This is a genomic window from Pseudomonas sp. EMN2 (genome assembly GCF_009650555.1).
GTDB lineage: Bacteria > Pseudomonadota > Gammaproteobacteria > Pseudomonadales > Pseudomonadaceae > Aquipseudomonas > Aquipseudomonas sichuanensis.
Genome location: NZ_VZZR01000012.1, coordinates 41,520 through 58,731, shown reverse-complemented (window position 1 = coordinate 58,731; position 17,212 = coordinate 41,520). Strand labels below are relative to the sequence as shown.

Annotated in this window: 15 protein-coding genes; 4 read left to right on the top strand and 11 right to left on the bottom strand. The window is 66.3% G+C overall.

Features of this window, described 5'->3' with window-relative positions; translation table 11 throughout:
* The first annotated feature begins 64 nt into the window (after positions 1-64).
* Entirely contained in the window at positions 65-1,456 is a 1,392-nt protein-coding gene (locus F6X61_RS04640) for an inorganic triphosphatase (protein WP_153785604.1), read from the top strand.
* Here F6X61_RS04640 and F6X61_RS04635 read toward each other — a convergent pair.
* Positions 1,445-1,915: an Lrp/AsnC family transcriptional regulator gene (locus F6X61_RS04635; RefSeq protein ID WP_110992159.1), complete on the bottom strand. Its 471-nt coding sequence runs from the start codon at positions 1,913-1,915 to the stop codon at positions 1,445-1,447. The two genes, F6X61_RS04640 and F6X61_RS04635, sit on opposite strands and share 12 nt — an antisense overlap.
* Positions 1,916-2,040: 125 nt before the next feature.
* On the opposite strand from F6X61_RS04635, the gene F6X61_RS04630 reads away from it, so the two are divergent.
* From F6X61_RS04630 to F6X61_RS04620, 3 genes are all read left to right on the top strand, one after another.
* Positions 2,041-2,367: a hypothetical protein gene (locus tag F6X61_RS04630; RefSeq protein ID WP_153785603.1), complete on the top strand. Its 327-nt coding sequence runs from the start codon at positions 2,041-2,043 to the stop codon at positions 2,365-2,367.
* 100 nt (positions 2,368-2,467) lie between these two features.
* Positions 2,468-4,147 carry a GspE/PulE family protein gene (locus tag F6X61_RS04625; RefSeq protein WP_153785602.1) on the top strand — a complete coding sequence of 560 codons (1,680 nt, stop codon included), beginning with the start codon at positions 2,468-2,470 and terminating at the stop codon, positions 4,145-4,147.
* A 93-nt stretch (positions 4,148-4,240) separates the two neighbouring features.
* Positions 4,241-4,555 carry a DUF2388 domain-containing protein gene (locus F6X61_RS04620; protein ID WP_125462185.1) on the top strand — a complete coding sequence of 105 codons (315 nt, stop codon included), beginning with the start codon at positions 4,241-4,243 and terminating at the stop codon, positions 4,553-4,555.
* Positions 4,556-4,701: 146 nt separating this feature from the next.
* Here the strand turns inward: F6X61_RS04620 and gcvP are convergent, their stop codons facing one another.
* From gcvP to F6X61_RS04570, 10 genes are all read right to left on the bottom strand, one after another.
* Positions 4,702-7,575 carry an aminomethyl-transferring glycine dehydrogenase gene (gene gcvP, locus F6X61_RS04615; protein ID WP_153785601.1) on the bottom strand — a complete coding sequence of 958 codons (2,874 nt, stop codon included), beginning with the start codon at positions 7,573-7,575 and terminating at the stop codon, positions 4,702-4,704.
* Between the two features lie 199 nt (positions 7,576-7,774).
* On the bottom strand, positions 7,775-8,158 hold the full coding sequence (gcvH, locus tag F6X61_RS04610; protein WP_153785600.1) for a glycine cleavage system protein GcvH: 384 nt from the start codon (positions 8,156-8,158) through the stop codon (positions 7,775-7,777).
* A gap of 49 nt (positions 8,159-8,207) precedes the next feature.
* Positions 8,208-9,290, bottom strand: a complete 1,083-nt coding sequence (gene gcvT / locus F6X61_RS04605) for a glycine cleavage system aminomethyltransferase GcvT (protein WP_153785599.1) — start codon at positions 9,288-9,290, stop codon at positions 8,208-8,210.
* Positions 9,291-9,414: 124 nt separating this feature from the next.
* Positions 9,415-11,037 carry an iron ABC transporter permease gene (locus F6X61_RS04600; protein ID WP_153785598.1) on the bottom strand — a complete coding sequence of 541 codons (1,623 nt, stop codon included), beginning with the start codon at positions 11,035-11,037 and terminating at the stop codon, positions 9,415-9,417.
* Positions 11,038-11,147: 110 nt separating this feature from the next.
* On the bottom strand, positions 11,148-12,149 hold the full coding sequence (locus tag F6X61_RS04595; RefSeq protein ID WP_153785597.1) for an extracellular solute-binding protein: 1,002 nt from the start codon (positions 12,147-12,149) through the stop codon (positions 11,148-11,150).
* 153 nt (positions 12,150-12,302) lie between these two features.
* Positions 12,303-13,520: a 2-octaprenyl-3-methyl-6-methoxy-1,4-benzoquinol hydroxylase gene (locus tag F6X61_RS04590; RefSeq protein WP_178125771.1), complete on the bottom strand. Its 1,218-nt coding sequence runs from the start codon at positions 13,518-13,520 to the stop codon at positions 12,303-12,305.
* Between the two features lie 9 nt (positions 13,521-13,529).
* On the bottom strand, positions 13,530-14,012 hold the full coding sequence (locus F6X61_RS04585) for a DUF4442 domain-containing protein (protein ID WP_110992150.1): 483 nt from the start codon (positions 14,010-14,012) through the stop codon (positions 13,530-13,532).
* Positions 14,009-15,208, bottom strand: coding sequence for a 2-octaprenyl-6-methoxyphenyl hydroxylase (ubiH, locus tag F6X61_RS04580; protein WP_153785595.1), 1,200 nt, complete (start codon positions 15,206-15,208; stop codon positions 14,009-14,011). Before ubiH ends, F6X61_RS04585 begins: the two co-directional genes overlap by 4 nt.
* Positions 15,205-16,539 (bottom strand): Xaa-Pro aminopeptidase, encoded by a 1,335-nt coding sequence (gene pepP / locus F6X61_RS04575; RefSeq protein WP_125462174.1) that lies wholly within the window; start codon positions 16,537-16,539, stop codon positions 15,205-15,207. Before pepP ends, ubiH begins: the two co-directional genes overlap by 4 nt.
* Positions 16,540-16,560: 21 nt before the next feature.
* Positions 16,561-17,115: a YecA family protein gene (locus tag F6X61_RS04570; RefSeq protein ID WP_153785594.1), complete on the bottom strand. Its 555-nt coding sequence runs from the start codon at positions 17,113-17,115 to the stop codon at positions 16,561-16,563.
* Between the last annotated feature and the right edge of the window lie 97 nt (positions 17,116-17,212).

Here is a 17,212-nt window from a genome sequence, read left to right as displayed (position 1 = left end):
CGGCAGGCCACAGCCGACTCCTGTAGACTGCCCGGCAACGATGTCCCCTCCTTCCGAGCCCGCGATGCACACAGAAACCGAACTCAAACTCCGCGCCAGCCCCGAGACCCTTGCCGCCCTGCGCGAGCACCCGCTGCTGAAAAAGCGCAACAAGTCCGGCTGGCAGACCCGCGAACTGCTCAATCAGTATTTCGACACCCCCGAGCGTGAGCTGTCCGCCGCCCGTGTCGCCCTGCGCCTGCGCCGTGACGGCGAGGTGATCATCCAGACCCTCAAGTGCCGCGGCAAGAGCGTGGCCGGCCTGTCCGAGCGCAACGAGCACGAGTGGCAGTTGGACAAGGTCAAGCTCGACCTGAAGAAGCTCGACGCCAGCTGCTGGCCCGAGCAACTGGCCGAGCTCGACAAGAAAACCATCAAGCCGTTGTTCACCACTGATTTCACCCGCGAGTACGCGGAGATTTCCTGGGGCCGCGGCAAGGCCAAGGTGGTGATCGAGGCTGCGCTGGACCAAGGCTTCGTGATCGCCGGCAAACGCAAGGAAGCCATCTGCGAGCTGGAGCTCGAGCTGCGCGAAGGCGCGCCTGAAGCGCTGCTGGAGCTGGCCGCCGAACTGGCCGCCACGCTGCCACTGATGCCCTGTGACATCAGCAAGGCCGAACGCGGCTACCGCCTGCTCGACGAAGGCAGCTACGAGCTGGACCTGCCGAGCGCCGAGCTGGATGCCGAAATGCCGGTGGACGACGCCTTCGCCGCCCTCGCCTGGCAATTGCTCGGCAGCAGCCAGCGCCTGGCCGAGCAGTACCGCCACACCGGCCATTGGCGCCTGCTGCAGGACTGGGTGCGCTGCCTGGCCGAGCTGCGCGCGCTCACTGGCAGCCTTGGCCAGGCCGCGCCGCGCGCTGCCACCCGCGAGCTGCGCGCCAGCCTCGACGCCCTGCTGGAAGACTGGCGCCCGCTGGTGCTGGCCGGCAACGAGGACGAAGACATCCGCCGCGCCGCACCCGAGCAGTTCACTGAAGAGCTGGAAGACCCGCGTTGGGGCCAGTTCTCCCTGGAAACTGCGCGCTGGCTGAGTGCCCGTGCCTGGACCGTCGAACGCAAAGGCCGTGGCGAACGCCAGGGCAAGGCGCAACTGGCCAGCTGGCTGCAGCACCTGCTCGGCGAGGAAGCCCGCGCCCTCAAGCTGCCGCTGTACGTACAGCGCCCGGAAGACCTGGCCGAGCAGCTGCCGCGCATCGAGTCCGTACAGGCCTGGATGCACCATGCCCGCCAGGTGCTCGACCTGCCCCAGCAGGACCGTCTGTACGGTGAGCTGAACAAGCTGCACGAACTGGCCGAGCAACCGCTGGTCGATGAGCACAAGGACGAACTGCTGGAAGCGCGCATCGAGCAGGCCCGCGCCATCGAACAGAATCGCGCCTGGAAGTACCTGCTCAAGTCGCCTTCAGCGCGTTAAGGGCAGGCTGGTCGTGGACTTGATCTCGGACAAGGCCACGATCGAATTGACCTCCTGGATCCCCGGCACATTCGACAGCTTTTCGAAGAAGAACCGTTCGTAGGCTTCGATGTCCGGGGTGACAATACGCAGCAGGAAATCCACCGAGCCCATCAGCACGTAGCACTCCAGCACCTCGGGGAAGCCGCGGATCGCCTCGGTGAACTCGGCGAAGTTCGAACGGCCGTGGGCATTGAGCTTCACCTCGGCGAAGATCTGCGTATTCAGCCCCACCTTCTTGCGATCCAGCAGGGTCACCTGGCCACGGATCACCCCCTCCTCTTTCAGACGCTGGATACGGCGCCAACAGGGCGATTGCGACAGGCCGACCCGCTCGGCTACCTGCGCACTGGACAATGAAGCATCCGCCTGCAGCACCTCGAGAATGCGCCGGTCATAGGCGTCCAGTTCGCTTTGCATGATTGATTCTCCAATACGCCATAAAACGAATTATCTAATTCGCAAAAACGGTGAATTGCCGAATCATAGCGAAAATATGCCCCGCCGAACGTGCAAGAATTTCTGCACTTTCGCGGAGACCCAGCATGAACGCACTCGAACACCTCCTCACTTCGCCCCGCACCGACGCCTGGGCCGCCACGGCCGCACACAGCACCGTGCACTACCACCTGCAGGCCGAAGCCGAGCCGGACACCCTGTGCCGGGTACTGAACCTGTTCGCGCTGCAATTTCTCACCCCGCACAGCGTGCAGGTGAGCCAGTGCGACGACCTGCTCGACGTGCAGATCGGTATCGGCGGCCTGAGCTGGCACCGCGCCGAAGTGATCGCGCAAAAGTTGCGCAACCTGGTCTGTGTCGCCGACGTCAGCCTGAACAACCTGCCGCGCCTGGCGCACGCGGCCGTGAGCTGAAGGCCGCCGGCGGCAAGATCCGGAAACCCTTTGCCGCACCGCGGCAGGACCACCCGGGCTAGCCTTTCCAGGCCTTCGTTCACCTGGCCAGGACGCCGCCATGCTCGCCAAGGACAGCCATGACCTCGACCTCAACCGCCTGCTAGATGCCCTGCTGGCCGAGCAACGCATCACCGCCAGCGATGCCCTGCAGGCACTCGAACGGGCAAGGTCCCACCCCACCGACCATCCTCTGGAACTGATTGCAGCCCTGGCCCTGCCAGACCCACTGCACCCAGGCCAGGCCCTCGGGCTGGATAGCCTCTGCCGCTGGCTGGCGCACCAGGCCGGCCAGCCGTTCCTGCACATCGACCCGCTACAGATCGACCTGGCCCGCCTTGGCAACCTGGTCTCTGCGGCATTCGCCCAGCGCCACGGCATCCTTGCGGTGGCCATGGACGACAGCAGCATTACCGTGGCCAGCGCCCAGCCCTACCAGCGCGAGTGGGAAGCCGACCTGGCCCTGAGCCTTGGCAAGCGGGTGCGCCGGGTACTGGCCAGCCCCAGGCAACTGCGCCAGCTGGCACCGACCTTCTACGGGCTGGCCCACTCGGTCCGGGGTGCCGGCCAGCAGCAGTCGCCGCGCCTGGGCGAGCTGGAACAACTCCTGGAACTGGGCGCCAGCCATCAGCAAGCCAGTGCCGACGACGCCCACATCGTGCACATCGTCGACTGGATGCTGCAGTACGCCATCGAACAAGGCGCCAGCGATATCCACCTGGAACCGCGCCAAGCCCAGGGCCACCTGCGCCTGCGCATCGACGGCCTGCTGCACGCGGTCTACGCCTTCCCTGCGGCGGTTGCGCTGGCCATGGTCAGCCGCCTGAAACACCTGGGGCGGATGAACGTGGCGGAGAAACGCCGGCCCCAGGATGGCCGGCTCAAAAGTCGTCTGCCGGGCGGCGCGGACATCGAGTTGCGGCTCTCCACCCTGCCCACGCCGTTCGGCGAAAAGCTGGTGCTACGCCTGTTCGACCCCCGGCAACGGCATGACACCCTCGAACGCCTCGGCTTGGGCGGCTCGCTTCTGCAGCAGTGGCAGGCGCTGCTGCAACAGCGCCAGGGCATCCTGCTGGTCACCGGGCCCACCGGCTCGGGCAAGACCAGTACGCTGTATGCCAGCCTCAGGCACCTGGCCACACCACAGGTGAACCTGTGCAGCATCGAAGACCCCATCGAACGCCTGGAGCCCGCCATCAATCAGCTGCAGGTCCAGCCGGGCCTGGACCTGAACTTTGCCGACGGCGTGCGCGCCCTGCTGCGCCAGGACCCGGACATCATCATGATCGGTGAGATCCGTGACCCCGAGACCGCGCAGGTAGCCGTGCAAGCGGCGCTGACCGGGCACCTGGTGCTGTCCACCCTGCACACCAACGATGCCTGCGGCGCCATCACCCGCCTGCAGGAGCTGGGTGTGGCCGACTACCTGATCAAGGCCACGCTGATCGGCGTTCTGGCCCAGCGCCTGGTACGCACGCTGTGCCCGGCCTGCCGCGACAGCGCCCCGCAGGGACAGCCCTGCGGCCAGTGCCGGGGCAGCGGTTTCCAGGGCCGCACAGGGTTGTTCGAGTTGCTCAGGGTCAGCGCCAGCCTGCGTGAACGGATCACCCCGGGCGCCGACCTGGCCGCCCTGCGCCGGCAAGCACAGGCCGACGGCCTGCGTGACCTGCAACGCTGCGGCCAGGACCGCGTCGAGCAGGGGCTGACCACCCTGGAGGAGGTGCTACGGGTCTGTGGATAAGTGATAAATCCCCTGTGTGTACGGGAACTTGGCGTGGGCAGGCATGATCCAACCAGCATCTCAAACAGCCCTCAAAGACCGAGGTGATTCATCATGCGTTTCAAAACAGCCATCGCAGCCACCGTCCTGTTCGCGCTGCCCATTGGCTCCGCCATGGCCGACACGTTCTGGCGTAACGTCATCTCCTCGGGTGCCACCACTGCCTCGACCTACCTGACCTTCAAGGACCACAAGCTGATCGTCGCCGCCCAGGATGACGCCGGCAGCTTTGTCGCCAGTGACGGTGCGATTCGCGGGCCGTTCCTGGAAGCTGCCATCAACCAGGTTCGCGCCGACAACCCGGGCGTGCAGGCCAGCGACATGGAACTGGCCAACGCAATCCTGGCCAAAAATGCCGTAGCCGAGTAATCCAGGGGGGCTGCTTTGCAGCCCAATCGCCGGCAAGCCGGCTCCCACTCCGACCGCATCAGCCCAGGCTTGTGGGAGCTGGCTTGCCAGCGATGACGCCAGTACAAGCGACACAAAATTGCTGCTTCCACAGGGCATGGGCAATTTCAGCGATACGCCTCCACCGGCACACACGAACAGAACAGGTTCCGGTCCCCATACACATTGTCGACCCGGTTCACCGCCGGCCAGTATTTATGCTGGCGCGCGTGAGCGCTGGGGGCGATGCCCTGCTCGATGCTGTAGGGCCGGTTCCACGGCGCCAGCACGTCGGCCAGAGTGTGCGGGGCATGCTTGAGCGGGTTGTCCTCGGCGGGCCAGTTGCCGTCCTGCACCTGCGCGATCTCGGCGCGGATCGCCAGCATTGCTTCGACAAAACGGTCCAGTTCGGCCTTCGACTCGCTCTCGGTAGGCTCGACCATCAAGGTTCCCGGCACCGGGAACGACATGGTCGGGGCATGGAAGCCGTAGTCCATCAGGCGCTTGGCCACGTCCTCCTCGCTGATGCCGGTCAGCGCCTTGAGCGGGCGCAGGTCGAGGATGCACTCGTGGGCCACCCGCTGGTTGCGCCCGCGGTAGAGCACCGGGAAGGCATCGCGCAACTGGCTGGCCAGGTAGTTGGCCGACAGGATCGCCACCTCGCTGGCATCGGCCAGCTGTGGCCCCATCATGGCGATGTACATCCAACTGATCGGCAGGATGCTGGCGCTGCCCCATGGCGCGGCACTGACCGCGGTGTTGTTCGGGTCCAGCCCGGGCACCGGCACGACAGGGTGGCTGGCAACGAACGGCTTGAGGTGTGCACGGATGCCGATCGGCCCCATGCCCGGACCACCCCCTCCATGGGGGATGCAGAAGGTCTTGTGCAGGTTCATGTGCGAAACATCGGCACCGATGTCCGCCGGGCGTGCCAGCCCCACCTGGGCGTTGAGGTTGGCGCCATCCATGTACACCTGTCCGCCGTGCTGGTGGATCACCTCGCAGATCTCGCGGATGCCCTCCTCGTACACGCCATGGGTCGAGGGGTAGGTGATCATCAGGCAGGACAGCCGCTCGCCGGCGGCCTGGGCCTTGGCCTTGAGGTCGTCGAGGTCGACGTTGCCTTGCTCGTCGCACTCGACGATCACCACCTCCATGCCGGCCATCTGCGCCGACGCCGGGTTGGTGCCGTGGGCCGATGACGGGATCAGGCACAGGGTGCGCCTGGGCTGATGGCGGCTCTGGTGGTAGCGGGTGATCGCCATCAACCCCGCGTACTCGCCCTGGGCGCCGGAGTTGGGCTGCATGCAGATGGCGTCGAAACCGGTGATGGCGCACAACCAGCTTTCCAACTCGTCGATCATTGCCTTGTAGCCCAGCACCTGGGCGGCCGGGGCGAACGGGTGCGGCAGGGCGAACTCGGGCCAGGTGATCGGGATCATCTCGCTGGTAGCATTGAGCTTCATGGTGCAGGAGCCCAGCGGAATCATCGACTGGTTGAGCGCCAGGTCCTTGTTCTCCAGCTGCTTGAGGTAGCGCAGCATCTCGGTTTCGCTGTGGTGCAGGTTGAACACAGGGTGCTGCAGAATCGGCGTGCGCCGCACCAGGGCGCCGGGGATGCCCTCGGGCAGGGCTTGCTGGTCGAGGGTAGCGATGTCCAGGCCGTGGTCGACGCCGAGGAAGATGTCGAACAGCTTGAGCACCGTGGCTTCGTCGCAGGTTTCGTCCAGGCTCACGCCCAGATGCCCACGGCCAAGGATGCGCAGGTTGATGCGGGCAGCCTCGGCGCTTTCGATGATCGCCGCCTGGGTGCCGCCGACGTCGAGCGTGAGGGTGTCGAAGAAGTGCTGGTTGAGGCGCTTGATGCCTTTGCTCTCAAGCCCGGCGGCCAGAATGAAGGTCAGCCGGTGCACCCGCTGGGCGATGCGTTGCAGGCCTTCGGGGCCGTGGTAGACGGCGTAGCAGCTGGCAATGTTGGCCAGCAGCACCTGCGCGGTGCAGATGTTGGAGTTGGCCTTCTCGCGGCGGATGTGCTGCTCGCGGGTTTGCAGGGCCATGCGCAGCGCAGTGTTGCCACGGGCATCGCGGGACACCCCGATGATGCGCCCGGGCATGGCCCGCTTGTAGTCGTCACGACAGGCGAAATAGGCCGCGTGCGGGCCTCCGAAGCCCATGGGCACGCCAAACCGCTGGGTGGAGCCGAGCACCACGTCGGCGCCCAGCTCGCCCGGCGGGGTGAGCACCACCAGGCTGAGGATATCCGCAGCGACGCAGGCCAGGGCCTGCTGGCCGTGCAACTGGTCGATCAGCGGGCGCAAGTCACGCACTTCGCCATGGGTGTCGGGATATTGCAGCAACGCGCCGAACACCTGGTGGCTGGCGAGGTTATCCACAGAGTCGATGATCAGGTCGAAGCCGAAGCCTTCAGCGCGGGTCTTGAGCACCGACAGGGTTTGCGGATGGCAGTGCTCGTCGGCGAAGAACGCGTTGCTCTTGCTGCGCGCCACGCGCTTGGCCAGGGCCATGGCCTCGGCGGCGGCCGTGGCCTCGTCCAGCAGCGAGGCATTGGCCAGGGCCAGGCCGGTGAGGTCGATCACCATCTGCTGGTAGTTCAGCAACGCTTCCAGGCGCCCTTGGGCGATCTCGGGCTGGTAGGGCGTGTAGGCGGTGTACCAACCCGGGTTCTCCAGCACGTTGCGCAGGATGACGGTGGGCGTGATGGTGGCGTGATAGCCCATGCCGATCAGGCTGGTCCACAGCTGGTTCTGCGCGGCGTAGCCGGCGAGCTTGGCCAGGGCGGCCTGTTCATCGAGGGCCGGCGGCAGGTCGAGCGGGCGGTTGAAGCGGATGCCTGGCGGCACGGTCTGTTCGATCAGTTCGCCGCGGCTGGCGACGCCAAGGGCGTCGAGCATGGCCTGCTGCTCCTGGGCATCGGGCCCCAGGTGGCGACTGAGGAATGGGTTGGGTGCGTGCAGTTGATGCAGGGACGGCGACTGTGACATGGCGACAATCTCTTCCTGGACCAGTTCTCATGGAGACTTACAAGTCTAGGAAGGGATCGGCGATGGTGCGGGAAAACTTGTGCTTGCCTGCGGCTGCTTCGCAGCCCTTTCGCGGCACAAGGCCGCTCCTACAGGAGAATGCGATCCCCTGTAGGAGCGGCCTTGTGTCGCGATAGGGGCGCAAGGCGCCCCCAGAGGCTTACTCGCCGATAGCAGCCTTGTAGCCAGCAGCATCCAGCAGCTTGTCCAGCTCAGACTTGTCGCTCGGCTTGAGCTTGAAGATCCACGATTCGTAGGGCTCTTCGTTGAGCAGCTCCGGGCTGTCGGCCAGCTCTTCGTTGACCGCGATCACTTCGCCACCGATCGGGGCATAGATATCGGAGGCCGCTTTCACCGACTCGACCACGCCGGCAGCGTCGCCTGCGGCGAACACCTTGCCGACTTCGGCCAGCTCGACGAACACCACGTCACCCAAGGCTTGCTGGGCGTGGTCGCTGATGCCCACGGTCACTGTGCCGTCGGCTTCCAGACGGGCCCATTCATGGCTATCGGCAAAGCGCAGGTCGGCGGGGATTTGGCTCATAGTCTTGTATTCCTCGATTGGGTCAGCGGTTGGCCCGCCGTTTAAGTAGTCAGATCAGGATCTTGCCGTGGCGCACGAAGGTCGGTTTGACCACCCGCACCGGGTACCATTTGCCGCGGATCTCCACCTCGGCGCGTTCGCCGGTAGCAATGGGCACGCGGGCCAGGGCAATGGACTTGCTCAGCGTAGGAGAGAAACTACCACTGGTGATCTCCCCTTCGCCAATCCCGGACACGCGGACCACCTGATGGGCGCGCAGCACGCCGCGCTCTTCCAGCACCAGGCCGACCAGTTTTTCCTGCACACCTTGCTCGATTTCCGCCAGCAAGCCAGCCCGGCCGATGAATTCACGGCCGGCCGGCTCCCAGGCAACGCTCCAGCCCAGGTTGGAAGTCAGCGGGGTGTGGGCTTCGTCGATGTCCTGGCCATAAAGGTTCATGCCGGCCTCCAGCCGCAGGGTGTCGCGGGCACCCAGCCCGCTCGGGGCAATACCGGCACCGACCAGGTCGTTGAAGAACGCCGGGGCCTGGGCGCCGGGCAGGATGATCTCCAGGCCGTCTTCGCCGGTGTAGCCGGTGCGGGCGATGAACCAGTCACCTTCGGCAACGCCTTCGAACGGGCGCAGTTCGCGGATCAGGGCCGCACGTGCGGGGCTGAGCAGGGCTGCGACCTTTTCGCGGGCATGCGGGCCCTGGATGGCGAGGATCGCCAACTCCGGGCGCAGTTTGAAACTGATGGCGAACCCGGCGCTGTGCGCCTGCAGCCAGGCGTGCACCTTGTCGCGGGTGGCCGCGTTGGCCACCAGGCGATAGCCGTCCTCGGTGCGGTAGGCGATCAGGTCGTCGATCACCCCGCCGTCGGCGTTCAGCAGCGGGCTGTAGAGGGCCTTGCCGGGGGCGTCGAGGCGGGTCACGTCATTGGCCAGCAGATGTTGCAGCCAAGGGGTGGCGGCACAGCCATCGATGTCGATGACGGTCATATGGGAGACATCGAAGACCCCGCAGTCACTGCGCACCTGATGGTGCTCCTCGACTTGCGAGCCGTAGTGCAGGGGCATGTCCCAACCGCCAAAATCGACCGTCTTGGCGCCGAGCGCCAGGTGCAGGTCATACAGAGGCGTACGCTGTCCCATGGGTTTCTCCTTCCGGGCGTGGCGAGGCGGCGGCAGTCGGCGATGTTCAGTCATCACCTGTTCTTGTAGGAGCCGCCGCTGCGAATGCCGCGCATTGTAGCCGCAAGCTGTCAGCCTGGCACCCTCAGCGCGGTTGCCCCGGACGATGGGCCGAACGGCGGATCAGACCGATGACCGGCAGCAGGCCGACCAGCACCAGGCTCAGCGCCGGCAACGAGGCGCGCGCCCATTCGCCTTCGCTGGTCATCTCGAACACCCGCACGGCCAGGGTGTCCCAGCCGAACGGGCGCATCAGCAGGGTGGCCGGCATTTCCTTGAGCACATCGACGAACACCAGCAACGCAGCGCTCAGGGCACCCGGCACCAGCAACGGCAGATACACCTTGAAAAACAATCTCGGCCCGGCGACCCCAAGGCTGCGTGAAGCCTCCGGCAGCGACGGGCGGATGCGCTCCAGGCTGCTTTCCAGCGGGCCGTAGGCGACGGCGACGAAGCGCACCAGGTAGGCCAGCAGCAACGCCGACAGGCTGCCCAGCAGCAGCGGTTTACCCGCCCCGCCCAGCCATTGCGAGAAGGGAATCACCAGTTGATTGTCGAGGTAACTGAACGCCAGCATGATCGACACCGCCAGCACCGAGCCTGGCAAGGCATAGCCCAGGTTCGCCAGGCCGACCCCGGCGCGGATGCCGGTGGTCGGCGCCTGGCGCCGGGCAAAGGCCAGCAGCAAGGCGGCGCAGACGGTGATCAACGCCGCCATGCCACCCAGGTAGAGGGTGTGCAGCACCAGCCCGAGATAACGCTCGTCCAGGTCATGCCGGCCCCGCTGCCAGCACCACACCAGCAGTTGCAGCAGCGGGATGACGAAGGCGCAGGCGAACACCAGCAGGCACCAGCTGCTGGCGGCGAACGCCTTGATGCCGCGCAGGTGGTAGAGCGCCTGCCCCCGTGGCCGTTCGTTGCCGCTGCGGCTGGCGCCGCGTGAACGACGCTCGCCGTACAGCACCAGCATCACCGCCAGCAGCAGCAGGCTGGCCAACTGCGCCGCGCTGGACAGACTGAAGAAGCCGTACCAGGTCTTGTAGATGGCGGTAGTGAAGGTGTCGAAGTTGAACACCGACACCGCGCCGAAATCGGCCAGGGTCTCCATCAGCGCCAGGGCGATACCCGCACCGATGGCCGGCCGCGCCATGGGCAATGCCACCCGCCAGAACGCCTGCAACGGCGACAGCCCAAGCACCCGCGCCGCCTCCATCAGGCCCTTGCCCTGAGCCATGAACGCTGTGCGCGCCAGCAGGTAGACGTAGGGGTAGAACACCAGCACCAGCACGGTGATCACCCCGCCGGTGGAGCGTACCCGGGGCAGGCGCATCGGCCCGAAGACTTCGCGCAGGGCACTCTGCACGGGGCCGGCGAAATCCAGCAGGCCAACGAACACGAACGCCAGGACATAGGCCGGAATGGCGAAAGGCAGCATCAACGCCCAATCCAGCCAGCGCCGCCCGGGGAACTCGCAAAGGCTGGTGAGCCAGGCCAGGCTCACGCCCACCACGGTCACGCCGACACCGACGCCCAGCACCAGGGTCAGGGTGTTGCCCAGCAGGCGGCTCATCTGAGTGTCGAGCAGGTGCGACCAGATCTGCAGGTCGACCGTCTGCCAGGACAGCAGCAGGACGCTCAGCGGCAGCAGCACCAGCGCGGCGATGAGGAAGACCGGGGGATACCAGCGGCGTTGGGGGGCGTGGGGCAAGGCGGGGGTCTCTTTTGCAGTGAGATAGCATCGCGGGGCAAGCCCGCTCCCACGGGCCACGTGGGAGCGGGCTTGCCCCGCGATGAATGCTCAAGAATAAGGCGCTGGACTCAGTTCCAGCCAGCCCGATCCATCAAGCGAACAGCTTCGGCCTGGCGCTTGCCGGCCACTTCCACCGGAATGCTGTCAGCCTTGAAGCTGCCCCAGGCCGCCACTTCTTCCGAAGGCTTCACCTTCGGGTTGGCCGGGAACTCCTGGTTGATGTCGGCGAACAGTTTCTGCGCCTCCTCGCCGGTCATCCACTCCACCAGCTTCTTCGCCGCTTCCGGGTGCGGCGCATGCTTGGTCAGGCCGATGCCCGACAGGTTGACGTGCACGCCACGGTCGCCCTGGTTGGGCCAGAACAGCTTCACCGGCAGGTCTGGCTTCTCTTTGTGCAGGCGGCCGTAGTAGTAGGTGTTGACGATGCCCACGTCGCACTGGCCGGCGGCGATGGCATTGAGCAGCGCGGTGTCGTCGGAGAACACGTCGGTGGACAGATTGTTGACCCAGCCTTTGACCAGCTTCTCGGTTTCAGCCTCGCCGTGGTTCTGGATCAGGGTGGCGGTCAGCGACTGGTTGTAGACCTTCTTCGCCGTACGCAGGCACAGGCGGCCTTCCCACTGCTTGTCGGCCAGGGCTTCGTAGGTGCTCAGCTCCGAGGGTTTGACGCGCTCGGTGGAGTAGACGATGGTCCGCGCACGCAGGCTCAGGCCGGTCCAGTCGTGGGACGAGGCGCGGTATTGCGCGGGGATGTTGTTGTCGATGATGTCCGACTTGATCGGCTGCAGGATGCCCATCTGCTCGGCCTGCCAGAGGTTGCCGGCATCGACGGTGAGCAGCAGGTCGGCCACGCCGTTCTGGCCCTCGGCCTTGATGCGCTGCATCAGCGGCGCTTCCTTGTCGGTGATGAACTTGACCTTGACGCCGGTCTTGGCGGTGTAGGCGTCGAACACCGGCTTGATCAGCTCGTCGATGCGCGAGGAGTACACCACCACTTCGTCCGCTGCCTGGGCGGTGCCGCCGAACAGCGTGAGGGCCAGGGCGGCCAGTAGGGGTTTGCGGGGCAACATGGGGGGCACTCCTCGCTGAGTTTGAGAGGTGCAAATGGTAGTGTTTCCCATTTTGCGACTCACCTGCGCAGCAGTTACCAGATGTTGCAAACAATCGCGGGGCAAGCCCGCTCCCACGTGTTTGTGGGAGCGGGCTTGCCCCGCGATTGGGCCTCAAGCCCTGGCCAGCTCCGGCAGGTCCCCGGACAACCCCAGCGCCTGGCGCACGAACATCGCCTTGGCCTCAGGCATCTGCTCCACCAGCTTCAAGCCACTGTTGCGCAACCAGCGCAACGGCAACGGGTTGGCCTGGAACAACCGTTCGAAGCCCTCCATCGCCGCCATCAGCGCCAGGTTGTGTGGCATGCGCCGGCGCTCGTAGCGGCTCAACACCTTCACATCGGCCAGACGCTCGCCACGCTCAGTGGCGCGCACCAGCTCCTCGGCCAGCACCGCAGCATCGAGGAAGCCCAGGTTGACCCCCTGCCCCGCCAGCGGGTGAATGGTGTGGGCGGCATCGCCGATCAGCGCCAGGCCTTCCTCCACATAGCGTTTGGCATGGCGCTGGCGCAGCGGTACACACACCCGTGGGTCCGCTTCAAGCACGTCGCCCAGACGCCCCTCGAAAGCCCGCTCCAGCGCAGCGCGGAACGCCGCGTCGTCCATCGCCATGGCCTGCTCGGCCTGCTCCGGAGTGGTCGACCAGACGATCGAGCACCAGTCCTGCTTACCATCGCGATCCAGCGGCAGGAAGGCCAGCGGGCCTTCGTCGGTGAAACGCTGCCAGGCCGTGGTGCGGTGCGCTTCGCTGCAACGCACGCTGGTGACGATGGCGTGGTGCAGGTAATCCCATTCACGGGTTTCGCAACCGGCCAGGCGGCGCACCGCCGAATTGGCGCCATCGGCGGCGATCACCAGCGGCGCGCGCAGTGTGCGGCCATCGGCGAGGGTCAGCAGCCACTCGTCGCCGGAGCGGCGCAGCTGCTCCAGGCGAGCATTGGCCAGCAGGCCGACATCGCTGTCGTGCAGGCGCTCCAGCAGGCCATCCTGGATGACCCGGTTCTCGACGATGTGACCGAGCACCTGGGCGTGCACGCTGGCCGCCGAGAAGTGGATCTGCCCGGTGCCGCTGCCATCCCAGACATGCATGTCCGAGTACGGCGATACCCGCCGCCGGGCGATGCCGTCCCAGGCCCCAAGGCGCTCGAGGATGCGCTGGCTGGCCGCCGACAGCGCGCTGACGCGCGGCTCGAACGGTGCCTGGCCATCGAAAGGCTTGACCGACAGCGGGCCGCCATCGAGCAGGAGAATTTCCAGGCCACTGTGGCGCAGGGCCAGGGCCAGGGCGCTGCCGACCATACCGGCACCGACAATCAACAGATCTGCGCGCATTTCCATGCCTTACGCCTGCCTCGCTTGCGGCTTGAGCCGCACATATAGGGTTTTGTCGACCCGCGCCACCAGCTCACCGGCGCCATCGCGGATCTCCACCTGCAACCTGGGCAGGTATTTCTTGCCGCTGGCGGTCTGCTGGCGAATCTCGTCCAGCAGCGCGTCGTCGACGTGGAATTCGGCGTACACCGGGCCCTTGCCCGGCGAGATGAAATCGATGCTGGCGGCCTTGTCCCAGACGATGTATTCGCGCCCCAACTGCTCGATCAGCAGCAGCATGTAGAACGGGTCGACCATCGAGTACAGGCTGCCGCCGAACTGGGTACCGACGTAGTTGCGGTTCCACCGCGTCAGCTTCATGCGCACCTTGACGCTGCGCATGTCCGGGCTGATGGCCTGGACGCGGATGCCGGCCCCCAGGTAGGGCGGGTAGCAGTTGAGCAGCCAGCGCAGCAGGCGGGCCTTGCGCGCGAGCTTGCGGGGATCGCTCATGGGCGACCCCGCGGGTCAGGGCGGGTGCCCAGGCCCATGGCCTGGCGGGCGAACCAGCTTTTTGCCGGTGGCAACAGATCGAGGCCCAGCAGGCCGAGGTTGCGCCCGGTGGTGATCAGTGGCTGGTTGCTGCCAAACACGCGGGTGACCTGGTCGGAGAAGCCGATGGTCAGCGCCTGGTCGAGGCGCTGACGCTGCTGGTAGGCCTGCAACGTGGCCAGGTCGCCCGGTTGTTGCGGGCCGGCCAGCAGCGCGTCGGCCAGCGACTGCACGTCGCGCAGCGACAGGTTGAAGCCCTGGCCGGCAATCGGGTGCAGGCTGTGGGCGGCGTTGCCGAGCACCACCAGGTGCGGGCGCACCTGCTCCTGGGCCTCGACCAGCGCCAGCGGGTACAGGTGCCGCGCGCCCACCTGGCGCAAGGCGCCGAGGCGGTAGCCGAAGGCGTCCTGCAGCTCACGCAGGAAGCTGCGCTCGTCAACCTCGGCCAGGCGTCGGGCGTCCATGCCCTGGCGGGTCCAGACCAGCGCACAGCGGTTTTCCGGCAACGGCAGCAATGCCATCGGGCCTTGCTCGGTAAAGCGCTCGAACGCCTGGCCACGGTGGGCCTCGCCTGGGGTGATGTTGGCAATCAACGCGCTCTGGTCATAGGGCGTGCTGCGCACGTGAATGCCCAACTGTTCGCGCAAGCCCGAGCGGCCGCCGTCGGCCAGTACCGCCAGGTCGCATTCCAGCGAGGTATCGTCGTCCAGTTGCAGGCGGTAGCCGCCGGCGATGGCCTGCATCGCCTTGACCTCGGCCGGGCAGCGCCAGCTCACCACTTCGTTGTCGATGGCCTGCCACAGGCACTGGCCGAGCCAGGCGTTCTCGACCACGTAACCCAGCGCCGGCACGCCTTCTTCGAGCGCATCCAGGCGGGTGGCGCCAAATCGGCCACGGTCGGACACCTGGATCTGGCTGATCGGCTCGGCGCGGCGGCTGATGGCCTGCCACAGGCCCAACTGCTCGTAGATCTGCCGGGTGCCGTAGGACAGCGCCGAGGAGCGCGCATCGTAGCTGGGCTGGAAGCTGTCGCCCGGGGCGAACGGCTCGATCAGCAGGATTTTCCAGCCGCGGGCCTTGGCCCCGGCCTGGAGCGTGAGGGCAAGGCTGGCGCCAACCAGCCCGCCACCGATGATCGCCAGGTTGACCCGATTCATGCCACAGCCTTGCGGGCATCGAGCATCAACGCTTCGATCTCGGCGATGGTTCTCGGTACGCCCGAGGTGAGGATTTCACAACCTTGCCTGGTGACTACCACGTCGTCCTCGATCCTTACGCCGATGCCGCGCCATTTCTTGGCGACGTTCTGGTTGTCGGCGGCAATGTAGATGCCCGGCTCGACGGTCAGGGCCATGCCCGGTTCGAGCACGCGCCACTGGCCACCGACCTTGTATTCGCCCACGTCGTGCACATCCATGCCCAGCCAGTGCCCGGCGCGGTGCATGTAGAAGGCGCGGTAAGCCTCGCTGTCGATCAACGCCTGCACCTCGCCCTTGAGCAGGCCCAGCTCCACCAGGCCTTCGGTGATCACCCGCACGGTGGCCTCGTGTGCATGGTTCCAGTGCTTGCCGGGGGCGATCACCGCAAAGGCCGCGGCCTGGGCCGCGAGCACCAGTTCGTAGATCGCCTTCTGCTCCGGCGAGAAACGCCCGCTGACCGGGAAGGTGCGGGTGATGTCGCTGGCGTAGCAGTCGATCTCGCAACCGGCGTCGATCAGTACCAGGTCACCGTCCTTGAGCGGCGCGTCGTTCTGCTGGTAATGCAGGATGCAGCTGTTGCGCCCGGCCGCGACGATCGAGCCGTAGGCCGGCATCTTCGCCCCACCCTTGCGGAACTCGTAGTCCAGCTCGGCTTCCAGGCTGTATTCGTGCAGCCCGGCGCGGCAGGCCTGCATGGCCCGCACATGGGCCCGCGCCGAGATCGCCGCGGCCTCGCGCATCACTTTCACTTCCGCCGCCGATTTATACAGGCGCATGTCGTGCAGCAGATGATCCAGGGCAACGAATTCGTTCGGCGGCTGCGCGCCCAGGCGGGCCTTGGAACGGATCACGTTGATCCAGTCCATCAACCGGCGGTCGAACTCGGGGTTGCTGCCCATGGCGCTGTAGACCCGCTCGCGGCCTTCGATCAGGCCGGGCAGGATCTCGTCGATGTCGGTGATGGGGAAGGCGTCGTCGGCACCGAAGTCGCGCATCGCCCCGTCCTGGCCGGCGCGCAGGCCGTCCCACAGCTCGCGCTCAGGGTTGCGTTCGCGGCAGAACAGTACGTACTCGCCGTGCTCGCGGCCGGGGATCAGGGCGATCACCGCCTCGGGCTCGGGGAAGCCGCTGAGGTACTGGAAGTCGCTGTCCTGGCGATAGACGTGCTCGACGTCGCGGTTGCGGATGGCAACCGCGGCGGCGGGCAGGATGGCGATGCTGTTGGGGACCATCTGCGCCATCAGCGCCTTGCGCCGACGGGCGTACTCCGCCTTGGGTATGTGGCTCATGGGCAAACGACCCCGAATCGATCAGTGCAGCGATGGCTTGGGCGCGGGCGCGGCCGGTGCGGCCAGCTCGGTGTACAGCAGCAGCGGGGCGACGCGCAGGTACTCCATGACTTCCATGTAGTCGCTCTCGCCGTCCTCGGACTCTTCCAGCGCTTCCTGGACTTGCGAGATGGCTACCAGGTCCTGGAGCACTTCCTTGGCATCGGTGGACAGGTCCTTGCCGCCGGCGTTCAAACCGAAACCGGTGATGAAGCCCTGGCACCACTGGCCCAGCGCGGTGGCGCGGTCGCTCAGTGCGGCATCGTCGGAAGGCAACAGCAGCACGATGGCGACGTCTTCGCCGGTCAGCTCGGCCTTGACCATCTCCTGCAGGCCGACCAGGGCATTGCGTACCGTGTCGCCGGGTTCGGTTTCCAGCAATTGGGCCGCGTCCGCCAGCCAGGCATCGGCATCGAAGCCGGCACCGGCGCAGCTGCGGCCGATCAGCAGGCCATGCAGCTCGGCCGGGGTGACAGGGTGGCCATTGCTCGACAGCAGCATGGCGAAGGCGATGTAGGGCGATTGGGTATTGGGCATGGGCAGCTAGGCGCCAGACGGCGCAATGACTAGAATGAAGGCCTTGTATCCTAGCACCGGCAGGCGCGCCAAGACCATCAGCACTGGCCGCGTGGCG

Excerpts from the sequence above, each read along its gene's own strand:
- F6X61_RS04570 (WP_153785594.1), bottom strand. The coding sequence starts at position 17,115 with ATGCCCAATACCCAATCGCCCTACATCGCCTTCGCCATGCTGCTGTCG.
- gcvT (WP_153785599.1), bottom strand. The coding sequence starts at position 9,290 with ATGGGACAGCGTACGCCTCTGTATGACCTGCACCTGGCGCTCGGCGCC.
- F6X61_RS04590 (WP_178125771.1), bottom strand. The coding sequence starts at position 13,520 with ATGCGCGCAGATCTGTTGATTGTCGGTGCCGGTATGGTCGGCAGCGCC.
- F6X61_RS04640 (WP_153785604.1), top strand. The coding sequence starts at position 65 with ATGCACACAGAAACCGAACTCAAACTCCGCGCCAGCCCCGAGACCCTT.
- gcvH (WP_153785600.1), bottom strand. The coding sequence starts at position 8,158 with ATGAGCCAAATCCCCGCCGACCTGCGCTTTGCCGATAGCCATGAATGG.
- F6X61_RS04585 (WP_110992150.1), bottom strand. The coding sequence starts at position 14,012 with ATGAGCGATCCCCGCAAGCTCGCGCGCAAGGCCCGCCTGCTGCGCTGG.
- F6X61_RS04625 (WP_153785602.1), top strand. The coding sequence starts at position 2,468 with ATGCTCGCCAAGGACAGCCATGACCTCGACCTCAACCGCCTGCTAGAT.
- F6X61_RS04595 (WP_153785597.1), bottom strand. The coding sequence starts at position 12,149 with ATGTTGCCCCGCAAACCCCTACTGGCCGCCCTGGCCCTCACGCTGTTC.
- gcvP (WP_153785601.1), bottom strand. The coding sequence starts at position 7,575 with ATGTCACAGTCGCCGTCCCTGCATCAACTGCACGCACCCAACCCATTC.
- ubiH (WP_153785595.1), bottom strand. The coding sequence starts at position 15,208 with ATGAATCGGGTCAACCTGGCGATCATCGGTGGCGGGCTGGTTGGCGCC.
- F6X61_RS04630 (WP_153785603.1), top strand. The coding sequence starts at position 2,041 with ATGAACGCACTCGAACACCTCCTCACTTCGCCCCGCACCGACGCCTGG.
- F6X61_RS04635 (WP_110992159.1), bottom strand. The coding sequence starts at position 1,915 with ATGCAAAGCGAACTGGACGCCTATGACCGGCGCATTCTCGAGGTGCTG.
- pepP (WP_125462174.1), bottom strand. The coding sequence starts at position 16,539 with ATGAGCCACATACCCAAGGCGGAGTACGCCCGTCGGCGCAAGGCGCTG.
- F6X61_RS04620 (WP_125462185.1), top strand. The coding sequence starts at position 4,241 with ATGCGTTTCAAAACAGCCATCGCAGCCACCGTCCTGTTCGCGCTGCCC.